The sequence below is a fragment of the Kocuria salsicia genome, from assembly GCF_007681555.1.
Lineage (GTDB): Bacteria > Actinomycetota > Actinomycetes > Actinomycetales > Micrococcaceae > Kocuria > Kocuria salsicia.
Genome location: NZ_VELE01000002.1, coordinates 143,585 through 155,957, shown reverse-complemented (window position 1 = coordinate 155,957; position 12,373 = coordinate 143,585). Strand labels below are relative to the sequence as shown.

Here is a 12,373-nt window from a genome sequence, read left to right as displayed (position 1 = left end):
CGGGCATCCAGTCCCAGTTCCCCGAGATCCTGGACAGCGTGCTGAGCGCGATGGAGGTTGCCCGTTGTGGAGACAACAACGGCAACGACTCCTCCACCATCTCTGTGGACAAGTCGAGTGCGTACCAGCTTCCTGCGGGCCAGAACCCGGTCGCCGTGGTTGTTCCTGCCCACGCGTGAACGGCTTCCACGGTCACCGCTCCGGCTGTGCCCTCCGCCACGCACCCCGGCCGGGGCGCAGCCGCAGACCCAGCCGCAGCCGGCGGGACTGCGCCTTGGGGGTTTTGCGGGGCGTGGCCCCGCCGCTCTTCTCCTCCGCGGCCGGCTGGGCGCTGAACAGTGCCACGAGCACTGCGAGCTCCTCTGGCGTGGGGTTGCCGCGGGTGACAGTGAACAGCGGCTCCTGCTGGCTCGTGGCCTCGGGCAGTGAGGCCACGGCCGCGGTGCGGGGATCGACGCCCGGGAGCGCCGGCGCGTTGGGGACGCTCACAGCGGGATGTTCCCGTGCTTCTTGGCTGGCTGGGACGCACGCTTGTCCGCGAGGCCGCGCAGCGCCTTGATGATCTGCTCGCGGGTCTCCGACGGGCAGATGACGGCGTCCACGTAGCCGAGCTCAGCGGCCTGGTAGGGGTTGAGGAGGTCCTCCTCGAACTTCTGGGCCAGCTCCGAGCGCAGAGCGTCGTCGTCCTCGCCGTTCTCCTTCGCGGCCTTGAGATCCCGGCGGTAGAGGATCTCCACCGCCCCCTGCGAGCCCATCACGCCGATCTGCGCGGTGGGCCATGCGAGGTTGATGTCCGCACCGAGCTTCTTGGAGCCCATCACGATGTACGCACCGCCGTAGGCCTTGCGGGTGATCACGGTGACCAGCGGCACCGTGGCCTCCGCGTAGGCGTACAGCAGCTTGGCGCCGCGTCGGATGATGCCGTTGAACTCCTGGTCCGTGCCGGGGAGGAACCCGGGGACGTCCACGAACGTGAGGATGGGAATGTTGAACGCGTCGCAGTGGCGCACGAAACGGGCAGCCTTCTCGGAGGCGGCGATGTCCAGGGTGCCGGCGAACTGCATGGGCTGGTTCGCCACGATCCCCACGGTGTGGCCTTCCACCCGGGCGTAGCCGACCATCACGTTGGGCGCGTAGAGCTCCTGGACCTGCATGAAGTGGCCGTCGTCCACGACCGTCTCGATCACGGTGCGCATGTCGTAGGGCTGGTTCGCGGAGTCCGGGATGAGCTCGTCCAGGGCGAGGTCCTCGTCCGTGGTCTCCTCCACCTGGTCGTGCTCCAGCACGGGGCTGTCCTGCAGGTTGTTGCCGGGCAGGAACTCGAGCAGCTCGTGCACGAAGTCGAAGGCGTCCTGCTCGTCCGAGGCCAGGTACGCCGCCGTGCCCGTGCGCTCGTTGTGCGAGCGGGCGCCGCCCAGGGTCTCCATGTCCACGGTCTCGCCCGTGACGGTCTTGATGACGTCCGGGCCGGTGATGAACATGTGGGAGGTCTTGTCCACCATCACCACGAAATCGGTCAGGGCGGGGGAGTAGGCGGCACCGCCGGCGCACGGGCCCATGATGAGCGAGATCTGCGGGACCACGCCGGAGGATCGCACGTTCATGCGGAAGATGTCCGCGAACATCGCCAGGGAGGCCACACCCTCCTGGATGCGTGCGCCGCCGCCGTCGTTGATCCCGATCACGGGGCAGCCGTTGCGCAGCGCGAACTTCTGGACCTTGACGATCTTCTCTCCGTTGACCTGGGAGAGGGAGCCGCCGAACACGCCGAAGTCCTGCGAGTAGACCGCCACGAGGCGCCCGTCCACGGTGCCGTAGCCGCTGACCACACCGTCCCCGAGCAGCTTCTTCTTCTCCATGCCGAACATCGTGCTGTGGTGCACGGCCAGCGCGTCGAACTCCACGAAGGACTCGGGGTCCAGCAGCATCTCGATGCGCTCGCGCGCGGTGTTCTTCCCGCGCGAGTGCTGCTTCTCCACCGCGCTCTGTCCTGCAGGCACGGCGGCCTCCTCGCGGCGCTGCCGGAAATCGGCGATCTTGCCTGCGGTGGTGGACAGGTCGTGGCTCATGGGACCTCGCGTTGTCGAGACGGATGACGGGGCGGGCAGCCGCGCGGGTGCCCAGGATCGGGTTCCAGTGTAGTTGCAGCACTCCCGGGCATGTTTGTAGAGGTCCCACAATCTGTGCGGCTTTTCTTGCCCGTGGGCACGCTGTTCCCGTCCGGGCCTCCGGTGGATTCCTCCGGACGACGACGCCGCAGCGCCGGCCTCCGCGCGCACCACTCCACCCCTGCGCGTCTCAGGAGCCCTGCGGCGCCCCGCCCACGGAGCCGATGGTCACGTTCCACGGCTGGATCTCGTGCTCGGTGACGGCGCCGTGCACCACCAGGGGGTCCTTCGCCACGATCTCCTCGACCTCCCGCTGGGAATCCGCTGAGAAGATGATCAGGGCCGCGTCGTCCCCCAACGGCCCCGAGGCGAGATTGCGTCCCTGCTCGTTCAGCTCACGGAGGTAGGCGCGGTGCGCGGGGCGGTGCTCGGCGAGGACCTCCTGTGGGCCGCCGTAGATGTAGGTGAGGGCAAAGATGCTCATGGGGTTCCTCTCGTGGACTCTCGTGGTGCGCCCTAGCATAGGTGGGTCCCTCGTGCGCGGACCGGGGACGCGAACAGGGAGCCGAACCGGGGCTCGGGCCGGGACCGGTTCGGTTCGCCCGCGGTGCCGGGCGAACTCGCAGGTGGTGGCCGCTGTGGAGGTCGGGGACCCCACCTAAAATGTCACGGGTGCGGGCATGCCCCCGTGCCCAGGACCGCAGCAGAAGAGCAGAAATAGAGGACCCATGGACGCCACCACCGACCAGCCCGCCGCGGACTACCGTGCCGAGGACGCGGCGCGCGCTCTGCGGGGTGCCGGGTGGGGCGAGGTCGAGGTGCTGGACACGGTGGCCTCCACGAACGCGTGGCTCGCGGAGCGGATCGCGGCGGCGGCCTGGGACCAGACTGGTGGGGGAGCGTCCCACGGGGCCACCCTCGCAGAGTCCTCGCCCCGACGGGCAGCGCCCCGAGATTCCGCGCCCTGCGCGCCAGCGCCCGGAGACGCCGCGCCCGCAGGGTCCGCGCCCCGTGCGGTGGTGGCCGGGTTCCAGGCCGGCGGGAGGGGCAGGCTGAACCGCCAGTGGGTGACACCGCCCGGCACCGCGGTGACCTTCTCCGTGGCGTGCGTGCCGGTGGACCACGCCGGACGCGCCTGGAGTCCTGAACTCGTCCCGTGGCTCACCCTGCTCATGGCGCACGCCGTCACCGGTGCGGTGCGGGACCTCACCGGCGCACCTGCCACCATCAAGTGGCCCAACGACGTCCTGGTCCACGACCGCAAGCTCTGCGGCATCCTGGCCACCATGGTCCCAGCCGCGGCAACCGGCGGTGCAGGAGCAAGCAGCGCCCCCACGGTGGTTGTGGGCGCGGGCATAAATGTCGCGCAGACCGAGCTGCCGGTGCCCACCGCCACGTCCCTGCGCCTGGAAACCGCCGCCGACACCTCCAGCGGCGACGCCGCCGTCCCCAACCGGCCCGCCGTTCTCACCGCCGTGCTGGAGCGCCTCGCGGACCTCGTGTCGCGCGTGGGCGAGGACCCCGCCCGCGAGCTCGGCCCCCACGGAAGCGTGCGGACGGAGATCGAGGCGCGGCTGGACACCATCGGCCGCCGCGTCGCGGTGCAGCTGCCGGGCACGGACCAGCCCGCCGTGGGAACCGCCGTGGGCCTCGGCGCCGCCGGTCAGCTGGTGGTGCGGGGACAGGACGGCGCCCTGCGAGAGTTCTCCGCCGGCGACGTCGTCCACGTACGTCCCGCGGTCGGGCAGGCGGCCCGCGCGTGAGCCGTGCCGGCGCGCTGGCCCTGGCGCCCGGGGAGGAGACGGTGGTGTACACCCGCGCGCACCCCCTGAAACTCCTAGGCCCTGCGCTCGCCGCGTGGTTGATCGTGCTGTGCTACTCCGCGCTGAGCCGCGTCCTGGACCTGACCTGGCGGCCCACGGACACCCCCTGGACCACCGTGCACACCGTCGTGGGATGGGTGCTCGCGCTCGCCGCGCTGCTGGCCGCGTGGCACTTCGTGGTGGCGCCGGTCTGGCGGTGGCTGCGAACGCGCTTCGTGCTGACCACCCGGCGGCTCGCACTCGTTGGCCCGCCCGTGCGCAACGGTGAGGTCGCCCTGCCCCTGGAGGCCCTGCGCTCCGTGCGGGTGACCCGCGGAGCCGCGACGCCGGGCGAGGCACGGGAGAGCCTGGACCGGGGCACGGTGCTCGCGGACTTCGGCCACCTGGGAGGTCTCAAGCTCTCGGGCTGCCCCCAGCCGGCCCGGTTCGCGCAGCTGGTGCGCGAGTCCGCGGCGGGCGCGTCCAACTCGTGGGCCTAGAGTGGTGCAGACAACACCGTCGTGCCGGTACCGCCGGTAGTACAACAGCCAGCAAGGAGGACCGGGTGGCCGATGCCCCCTCTGACGACCCGCAACGGTACGCGACGGGTCCCCAGACAGAGCAGCTGAACCTGAACCTGAACAACCCTGTGCAGTCCAACCTGTACGGCTCGGATGAGTCCCAGGCGGCCGTGCGCCACCTCGATTCCCTGCTGCTGGGCTCCCAGCGCAACCTGCGCCGTCGTGAAGCCGCGCGCGAAGCCGGTCTGTCCACGGCGTCGGCCCAGAAGATCTGGCGCGCCCTGGGCTTCCCCAACCTCAGCGACGACGACGTCTACTTCACGGGCGAGGACGTCCGCGCCCTGCGCGTGGTTTCCAACCTCGTCCAGGAGGAAAAGCTCAGCGAGGAGGCGGCCCTGTCCCTGGCCCGCTCCGTGGCCCAGCTGACGGACCGCATGGTCGTGTGGCAGATCGAGGCACTCGTGGAGGACATGGTCGCCCACCGGGACATGACGGACGCCGCTGCCCGCCGCGAGCTGCTGCGGCTGCTGCCCGAGCTGCTGGAGCCCCTCGAGCAACTGCTTGGCTACGCGTGGCGCCGTCAGCTCTCGGCGGCCGTGCAGCGGCTGGCCATGAGGGGCGAGCGCGCAGACGGCTCCACCGTGAGCCTCAACGACGTCGATCCCGGCGGCGGCGCGCTGCCCCTGGCCCGCGGTGTCGGCTTCGCGGACCTCGTCTCCTACACCTCCCTGTCCCGGCAGATGAACGAGCGCACGCTCGCGAACCTCGTCCAGCGCTTCGAGAAGCGCTGCGCGGAGGTCATCTCGATCGGAGGCGGGCGCGTGATCAAGACCATCGGGGACGAGGTCATGTTCCTCGCGGAGACCCCGGATGGTGGCGCGCAGATCTCCCTGGCGCTCGCGCGGATCATTCGTGAAGACCCCCTGCTCCCGCAGGCGCGCGTGGCCTTCGTGTGGGGGCGCGTACTGCCGCGCCTCGGTGACCTCTACGGGCCCACGGTGAACCTGGCCTCCCGGCTGGTGGCCCTCACCGAACCGGGCGGCGTGATGGTGGACGCCTCCACCGCCAAGGTCCTGGAGGGGGACGAGCGCTTCGTCCTCACCCCCCAACCCACTCGTAACGTGCGCGGTTTCGGGGACGTGCGCCCGGTGTCGATCAGCCAGGGCCGTGGGCCCCTCCTCGAGGAAGAGGTCGAATGAGCGAAGCACTCACGATCCGGTCGGGCGGAGTCACGGACCGTGGCCTGCGCCGCGAGACGAACGAGGACGCCCTGATCGTGACCGACACGATGTGCGCCGTCGCGGACGGCATGGGCGGCCACGAGGCCGGCGAGGTGGCCAGTGCACTGTGCGTCGCGACCCTCGGCGCCTCGGACCTGTTCTCCCTGGACGACTTCCGCGACTACCGGATCACGGAGCCCGAGCCGGGTTCCGACGTCGCCCGCTTCCGCGCGACCATCGACCGCCAGCTCAAGCTGGACCCGGACGTCCCCAACGGGGCGCTGGACGCCGTGCACCGCGTGCGTTCGGTGCTGTGGGAGGCGGACCAGGCCATCCAGGCGCAGTGCGGCACCCGGGCCGGGACCACGGTCACCGGTGCGTGGCTCGTGGAGATCGAGGGCGCGTGGCTGTGGATCATCTTCAACGTGGGGGACTCCCGCACCTACCAGCTCACGGGTCCGCTCGTGGGCGAGGAGGTCACGGAGGCCTCCGGCCCGGTGGGGGTCACCCAGCTGACTGTGGACCACTCGGAGGTGCAGTACCTGGTCTCGATCGGGCAGCTGACTCCCGCGCAGGCGCTCGTGCACCCGCGCCGCAACGTGATCACCCGGGCACTGGGCACGGGACAGATCTGGGAACCGGACGTGGTCGTGGTGCCCGCGGTGCCGGGCCAGCGGCTGCTGATGTGCTCGGACGGTCTCACCGGCGAGCTCTCCCCGGCGCACATCGCGCGCGTCCTGCACTCGGTGCGCCACCCCAAGGAGGCGGCGGACGTGCTCGTCCAGGCGGCCCTGCGCACCGGCGGCCGGGACAACGTGACGCTGGTGGTCGCGGACGCCCTCGACGCCGAGGATCCAGCGGCCCACACCAGCACCATCCCGCGCGTCCGCTGAGACCCGCGCGCTGAAGCGGCCCCGCGGCGTCGTCGTCCGACGATGCCCCGGGGCCGCGTGCGTCAAGCGCGCCGGTCAGGCGTGGTGGCCGCGCGTCTGGGCTCCCGGGTCCTTGGCGGGCTTGGGCTCCTTGACGGGGGCGTCACCGCTGGCACGCAGCCGGCGGTAGTAGTCCTCCGCCTCCTGCTGACGCTCGGCCTCCACCGTGCCACCGATCTCCGCGCGCAGCAGCTCGGGGGAGAGCCCAAAGGCGTCCACGAGCTCCAGCGAGTACGGCCGCAGCCGCGCGATCAGGCGGTTGATGTAGGACTCCAGTGCACGGCCGCGGCGCATGGACAGGCGGCCGTAGGAGAGGTACCAGGCGAGGTCCTGCTCGATCAGGTGCAGGCCGAAGAGGTCCCGCAGCCACGTGAGCACGCGCTTGGTGTCCGGGTCCTCGATCTTCTCCAGACCGGAGGTGAACGCCTCCCACTGCAGCAGCTGCGCGTGGGAACGCGCTGCCTCCAGCAGCCGGTTCTGGTTGCGGTTGAAAGCCTCGGCCTGCTCGGTGCGGGACTTGCGGGCCACGGCGCGAAGCTCCTCCGCGACGTCCCCGACCATCGTCTGCACGCGGTCCGTGAGCAGCGCGCGCTGGGCGGCGGGATCGCGCAGGGCGTTGACGGACTTGCGGGAGTCCCCGGTGTCCGAGAACGCCTGGGTGAGCTTGCGCAGCCCCGAGCGGTTGAACCCCGCCTCGGTCGCACGGTCCGCCACGTAGCGGGCCATGACTCCCACGTCCGCGTTCTTGAACTCGGCCGAGTAGTCGTTGAGCAGGCGCTTGGCCACGAGCTGCAGCAGGATGGTGTTGTCGCCTTCGAAGGTCACATACACGTCCAGGTCCGCACGCAGCTCCACGAAGCGGTTCTTGGCCATGAAGCCTGCGCCGCCGCACGCCTCGCGGCACTCCTGCAGGGTGTCCAGGGCGCTCCAGGTGGACATGGGCTTGAACGCCGCCGCGAGGGTCTCGAGCTCCTGGCGGTTGCCGTCGGACTCGTCCTGCCCGGAGAAGACCTCGTGGAACTTGTCCAGCAGCTGCTGGTGGGCGAACGCCATCGCGTACGTCTCCGCGATGCGGGGAATCAGCCGGCGCTGGTGGCGCTGGTAGTCCAGCAGTGTCTGCTCGCGGATGTCCGAGTCCGAGGTGAACTGGCGGCGCTGCTCCGCGTAGCGCACGGCGATGCTCAGTGCGGCCTGGTTGGCGATCGTCGCCGCGCCGTCCAGGGACACGCGGCCCTGCACCAGGGTGCCGATCATCGTGAAGAAGCGGCGGCCCGGGGACGGGATGGGGGAGGAGTAGACGCCGTTCTCGTCCACGTCCCCGTACTTGTTGAGCAGGTTGGTGCGGGGCACGCGCACGTGGTCGAAGTGAAGGCGGCCATTGTCGATGCCGTTGAGCCCGCCTTTGCGGCCGTCGTCCTCGCCGCCCACACCGGGCAGGAACTCGCCGTTCTCGTCGCGCAGCGGCACGTAGAGGCAGTGCACGCCGTGGTTCATGCCGTCCACGATCAGCTGCGCGAACACGGTGGCGGCTCGGCCGTGCAGGGCGGCATTGCCCAGGTAGTCCTTCCACGCCGCCTTGAAGGGGGTGTGGATCTCGAACTCGTCCGTCTCGGGGATGTACGTGGCGGTGGTGCCGATCGAGGCGACGTCCGAGCCGTGGCCGATCTCCGTCATGGCGAACGCGCCGGGCATGCTGAGGTCCAGGATGGCAGGCAGCCACTTCTTGTGGTGCTCCTCGGTGCCCAGGTTCAGCACCGCGGAGCCGAACAGACCCCACTGCACGCCGGACTTGATCTGCAGAGAGGGGTCCGCCAGCACGAGCTCCTCGAACGCGGAGAGGTTCGCCCCGGGGCTCATGGCGCCGCCCACGCTCTCGGGCATGCCCAGGTACTGCGGCCCGGCCTCGGTGAGCAGCTTGAGCTGCTCCAGCGTGGTGGCGCGCTGGTCCGCGACCGTCTGGTCGTACTTGGACTGGAAGCGGGGATCCTCGGCGCGCTTGCGGGCAGCCAGGCGGGCCTCGGGCCAGCGCCCGAGCAGGATGGCGCCGAGCTCGGCGGTGTCGATGCCCGACGGCGCGGTGGCACCCTCCTCGGGCAGGTCCTCGATGCGATCGGTGTCCGGAATGGTTCCGCTGACCGAAGTGGTGGACATGGTGACTCCTGAATTTTCTCGTGGACGGTTGGTCCGTCCGGGGTGAGGGTCATGGTTGCGGGAAGAGGAAAAGGGTGAGGGGATGCAGAACTAGGGGTGGGTCGACGAGAGGGGCGATGCGACGTCGGGCCTTCCCGGCGGGCCGCCGCTGCCCAGGGGGCGCAGACCCTCCACGGCCCATGCGGTGATGGTGCTGCTCATGTCGTGACGGTCCGGAAGTCCCGGGGCGTCGCCCTGCGCGAGCCACGCCTCCCCGGCGCCGCGAACCATGCCCACGGTCGAGGCGGCCCAGCACCGCAGCACCGCGGTGTTCATGGCCTCGTCGCCGTGGAGCCGCAGGTGCTGCTCCACGAGCAGGTCCCGCACTGAGTCGACGAAACGCTCGATGGTGGAATCTTGCTCATCCGGGGCGGTCACGACGAAGCGGTAGACCTCGGCCGAGCCCGCAACGGAGCGAAGGTACTCCGAGACCAGCGCGTGGATCATGGCGGCGAAGGTGTCCGCCTCGCTCGCCGCGGCCACCATGCGGCGGCGCATCCGTGTCACGAAGTACTCGCCCACGGCCGCCTGCACGCCGGCCTTGTCCTTGAAGTACCGGTAGAACACGGACTTCGAGGTGCCGCACGCGGTGGCGATCTCCTCCATGGAGATGGCGGCGCCGTGCGCGGCCACGGCGTCGCGCGCGGCCGTGATCAGCTCTATGCGCCGCCTGGCGCGGTGTCGCTGCCAGCGGCTGTTTCTGCCATCGACGGGGTTCGTGACCTGTTTCACGATACCGAGAGTATCAGCTACTGTGGGCTTCAAGTGATCCACATCGCACAAACCCTCAGGAGCAACCCCCATGTCCGAGAACACACAGAAGCCGAACTCCACGTCCACGCACGCCGCGGGCAAGCACGCCTCGAACGCCGCCGGTCCCCGCCCCGTGGTGGTCGCTGGCAACCGCATTCCCTTCTCCCGGGCCGGCGGTGCGTACGCGAACGCGTCCAACCAGGACATGCTGACCGCCGCGCTCGACGGCCTCGTGGCACGCACCGGGATCGCCGGTGAGCGCCTGGGTGCCGTGGCCGCCGGCGCCGTCATCAAGCACTCGCGGGACTTCAACCTGACCCGCGAGTCCGTGCTGGGCTCCGCCCTGGACGCGGCCACCCCGGCCTACGATGTTCAGATGGCGTGCGCCACGGGCATGGAGACCGTCAGCTCGATCTCCAACAAGATCCGCCTGGGTCAGATCGAGGCCGGCATCGCCGGTGGTGTCGACTCCTCCTCGGACGCGCCCATCGCCGTGAGCGAGCGGCTGCGCCACGCGCTGCTGCGCCTGCAGCGCGCCAAGACCACCGCCGAGAAGATCAAGGCGTTCAAGGGCCTGCGCCCCGGTGACCTGGCCCCCTCGGTCCCCACCTCGGGAGAGCCCCGCACGGGTCTGAGCATGGGTGAGCACCAGGCGATCACCGCACTGAAGTGGGAGATCACCCGCCTCGCGCAGGACGAGCTGGCCGCCGCGTCCCACAACAACCTCGCCGCAGCGTACGACCGCGGGTTCTTCGACGACCTCGTCACCCCGTTCAAGGGCCTGTCCAAGGACAACAACATGCGTCCGGGCTCCACCGTGGAGAAGCTCGGCGCCCTGAACCCCGTCTTCGGCAAGAAGCTTGCGGGGGAGGCAACCATGACCGCCGGTAACTCCACTCCGCTCACGGACGGTGCCTCCGCAGTGCTCATCACCACGGACGAGTGGGCCTCGGACCACGGCCTGACCCCGCTCGCGGAGGTCGTGGACAGCGAGGCCGCCGCGGTGGACTTCGTGACCGGCAACGAAGGCCTGCTGATGGCTCCGGCCTACGCCGTGCCGCGGCTGCTCGCCCGCCAGGGCCTCACGCTGCAGGACCTGGACCTCGTGGAGATCCACGAGGCATTCGCCTCCACCGTGCTGTCCATCATGAAGGCGTGGGAGTCCCCCGAGTTCTGCAAGGAGCGCCTGGGCCTGGACAAGCCGCTGGGCTCGATCGACCGCAGCAAGCTCAACGTCAACGGCTCGTCGCTGGCCACCGGCCACCCGTTCGCCGCCACCGGTGGTCGCATCGTGGCCTCCACAGCCAAGGAGCTCGCGGCGCGCGCCAAGGCGGAGGGCAAGCCGCAGACCGCACTGATCTCGGTGTGCGCCGCCGGCGGCCAGGGCGTGGCCATGCTGCTGCGCTCGGCCTGAGCACCGCACGGCAACCGCGAGACAACACGAGATCTGGGAGAGACGAACAGTGACTGACACATACCTGGACATGGTCAACTCGGGGCTGGGGAAGCAGGTCGCGGGCAAGCTCGGGCTGCCGCGCCCGGTGACCCTGCGCCGCTTCAAGGCCGGTGCGGACTTCCCCGAGGGCTCCGTGCTGGTGCTCGGCAAGGGCCGGGCCGCCGACGCCGCCGCGAAGGACCTGCTCGCGTGGGACCTCGACGTCCGGCGCACCGCGCAGGACGTGGACCGCGTGGGGGCCGTGGTCATCGACTACACCGAGGCGGAGACCCCCTCCCAGCTGGGTGGGCCCGCGCTGGAGCTGGCCTCCGCGCTGCGCAAGCTGCGTCGTGGCGGCCGCGTGATCACGCTGTCCCGTCCGGCGCTCGGGATCGGGACCGGCGCGGCGTCGGGCACTGCGGCGAACGCGGAGCCCCTGAGCCCCGCCGTCTCCGCGGCCCGCCAGGGCGTCGTCGGCATCCTGCGCTCCGTGGCCCAGGAGATGCGCGGCGGCGTGACCGCCAACGGCGTGCTGATCGCTGACGGGGTCTCCCCGGACGTGGCCAGCGTGACCGGGGCCATCCGCTTCTTCCTCTCCGGGCGCAGCGCGTACGTGGACGGCCAGTTCCTGACCGTCAGCGACGACCGCGGCGACGCCGGAGTGGACTGGGATCACCCGGTCGCCGGCAAGATCGCCGTGGTCACCGGTGCCGCCCGCGGCATCGGCGAGCAGGTCACCCGCACGCTGGCAGCCTCCGGCGCCACGGTGATCCCTGTGGACGTCCCCATGGCCGGTGACGCGCTCAGCACGCTCGCCAACGAGCTGCGCGTTCCCGCCCTGCAGCTGGACGTGACCGATCCCGAGGCCGGGCAGAAGATCCTGGACCTCGTCACCGCGCGCTACGGTCGTCTGGATCTCGTGGTCCACAACGCCGGGATCACGCGGGACAAGATGCTCGCCAACATGGACGCCGCCAAGTGGGACTCCGTGCTCGCGGTGAACATCGAGTCGCAGCTGCGGATCAACGAGACGCTGCTCGCCTCGAAGGACCTCGGACCGGCCCCGCGAATCGTGTGCCTCGCGTCTACGAGCGGCGTTGCGGGCAATCGCGGCCAGACCAACTATGCCGCCTCCAAGGCGGGCGTGATCGGTCTCGTCGCGGCCACGGCCCCGCTGATCGCGGCCAAGGGCGGCACCATCAACGCGGTGGCGCCCGGGTTCATCGAGTCGGACATGACGGCCAAGATCCCCGCGGCCCGCCGCCAGATCTCTCGCCGCCTGAACTCGCTGCAGCAGGGCGGGCTGCCCGTGGACGTTGCACAGGCCATCACGTTCCTGCTCTCGGACGCCGCCGGCGGCATCAACGGCCAGACGCTGCGCGTGTGCGGCCAGAGCCTGGTGGGGGCGTGAT

Annotated in this window: 12 protein-coding genes; 7 read left to right on the top strand and 5 right to left on the bottom strand. The window is 70.5% G+C overall.

Going from position 1 to position 12,373, the window contains the following annotated elements; translation table 11 throughout:
- Nucleotides 1–38 precede the first annotated feature (38 nt).
- A complete protein-coding gene (locus FS770_RS13695; protein WP_153245901.1) occupies nucleotides 39–179 on the top strand; it encodes a hypothetical protein in 141 nt (46 codons plus the stop codon).
- 13 nt (nucleotides 180–192) lie between these two features.
- On the opposite strand, the gene FS770_RS05530 is transcribed toward FS770_RS13695, so the two are convergent.
- From FS770_RS05530 to FS770_RS05520, 3 genes are all read right to left on the bottom strand, one after another.
- The gene (locus tag FS770_RS05530; protein WP_144942327.1) at nucleotides 193–489 is read right to left on the bottom strand and encodes an acyl-CoA carboxylase subunit epsilon; all 297 of its coding nucleotides are present in this window, start codon (nucleotides 487–489) and stop codon (nucleotides 193–195) included.
- Nucleotides 486–2,069 (bottom strand): acyl-CoA carboxylase subunit beta, encoded by a 1,584-nt coding sequence (locus FS770_RS05525; RefSeq protein WP_055084544.1) that lies wholly within the window; start codon nucleotides 2,067–2,069, stop codon nucleotides 486–488. The genes FS770_RS05530 and FS770_RS05525 overlap by 4 nt, the downstream gene beginning before the upstream one ends.
- A gap of 229 nt (nucleotides 2,070–2,298) precedes the next feature.
- Nucleotides 2,299–2,592, bottom strand: a complete 294-nt coding sequence (locus FS770_RS05520; protein WP_055084542.1) for a YciI family protein — start codon at nucleotides 2,590–2,592, stop codon at nucleotides 2,299–2,301.
- A 244-nt stretch (nucleotides 2,593–2,836) separates the two neighbouring features.
- Between FS770_RS05520 and FS770_RS05515 the strand changes: the two genes are divergently transcribed.
- The 4 genes from FS770_RS05515 (at nucleotide 2,837) to FS770_RS05500 (ending at nucleotide 6,544) form a co-directional block, all read left to right on the top strand.
- A complete protein-coding gene (locus tag FS770_RS05515; protein ID WP_144942326.1) occupies nucleotides 2,837–3,871 on the top strand; it encodes a biotin--[acetyl-CoA-carboxylase] ligase in 1,035 nt (344 codons plus the stop codon).
- On the top strand, nucleotides 3,868–4,410 hold the full coding sequence (locus FS770_RS05510; protein WP_144942325.1) for a hypothetical protein: 543 nt from the start codon (nucleotides 3,868–3,870) through the stop codon (nucleotides 4,408–4,410). Before FS770_RS05515 ends, FS770_RS05510 begins: the two co-directional genes overlap by 4 nt.
- Nucleotides 4,411–4,475: 65 nt before the next feature.
- Nucleotides 4,476–5,630, top strand: coding sequence for an adenylate/guanylate cyclase domain-containing protein (locus FS770_RS05505; RefSeq protein WP_144942324.1), 1,155 nt, complete (start codon nucleotides 4,476–4,478; stop codon nucleotides 5,628–5,630).
- Nucleotides 5,627–6,544, top strand: a complete 918-nt coding sequence (locus FS770_RS05500; RefSeq protein WP_144942323.1) for a PP2C family protein-serine/threonine phosphatase — start codon at nucleotides 5,627–5,629, stop codon at nucleotides 6,542–6,544. The genes FS770_RS05505 and FS770_RS05500 overlap by 4 nt, the downstream gene beginning before the upstream one ends.
- 75 nt (nucleotides 6,545–6,619) lie before the next feature.
- Here the strand turns inward: FS770_RS05500 and FS770_RS05495 are convergent, their stop codons facing one another.
- Together FS770_RS05495 and FS770_RS05490 are read right to left on the bottom strand one after the other, a co-directional pair.
- Nucleotides 6,620–8,734 carry an acyl-CoA dehydrogenase family protein gene (locus FS770_RS05495; RefSeq protein WP_145010532.1) on the bottom strand — a complete coding sequence of 705 codons (2,115 nt, stop codon included), beginning with the start codon at nucleotides 8,732–8,734 and terminating at the stop codon, nucleotides 6,620–6,622.
- Nucleotides 8,735–8,824: 90 nt separating this feature from the next.
- Entirely contained in the window at nucleotides 8,825–9,505 is a 681-nt protein-coding gene (locus FS770_RS05490) for a TetR/AcrR family transcriptional regulator (protein ID WP_244944767.1), read from the bottom strand.
- A 70-nt stretch (nucleotides 9,506–9,575) separates the two neighbouring features.
- Between FS770_RS05490 and FS770_RS05485 the strand changes: the two genes are divergently transcribed.
- Both FS770_RS05485 and FS770_RS05480 read left to right on the top strand, forming a co-directional pair.
- Nucleotides 9,576–10,940, top strand: coding sequence for an acetyl-CoA C-acetyltransferase (locus FS770_RS05485; protein ID WP_144942320.1), 1,365 nt, complete (start codon nucleotides 9,576–9,578; stop codon nucleotides 10,938–10,940).
- Between the two features lie 49 nt (nucleotides 10,941–10,989).
- The gene (locus FS770_RS05480) at nucleotides 10,990–12,372 is read left to right on the top strand and encodes a 3-oxoacyl-ACP reductase (RefSeq protein ID WP_144942319.1); all 1,383 of its coding nucleotides are present in this window, start codon (nucleotides 10,990–10,992) and stop codon (nucleotides 12,370–12,372) included.
- Nucleotide 12,373 lies beyond the last annotated feature (1 nt).

Coding starts and splice junctions, on each gene's coding strand:
- FS770_RS05525 (WP_055084544.1), bottom strand. CDS start 2,069: ATGAGCCACGACCTGTCCACCACCGCAGGCAAGATCGCCGATTTCCGG.
- FS770_RS05520 (WP_055084542.1), bottom strand. CDS start 2,592: ATGAGCATCTTTGCCCTCACCTACATCTACGGCGGCCCACAGGAGGTC.
- FS770_RS05515 (WP_144942326.1), top strand. CDS start 2,837: ATGGACGCCACCACCGACCAGCCCGCCGCGGACTACCGTGCCGAGGAC.
- FS770_RS05500 (WP_144942323.1), top strand. CDS start 5,627: ATGAGCGAAGCACTCACGATCCGGTCGGGCGGAGTCACGGACCGTGGC.
- FS770_RS05495 (WP_145010532.1), bottom strand. CDS start 8,734: ATGTCCACCACTTCGGTCAGCGGAACCATTCCGGACACCGATCGCATC.
- FS770_RS05485 (WP_144942320.1), top strand. CDS start 9,576: ATGTCCGAGAACACACAGAAGCCGAACTCCACGTCCACGCACGCCGCG.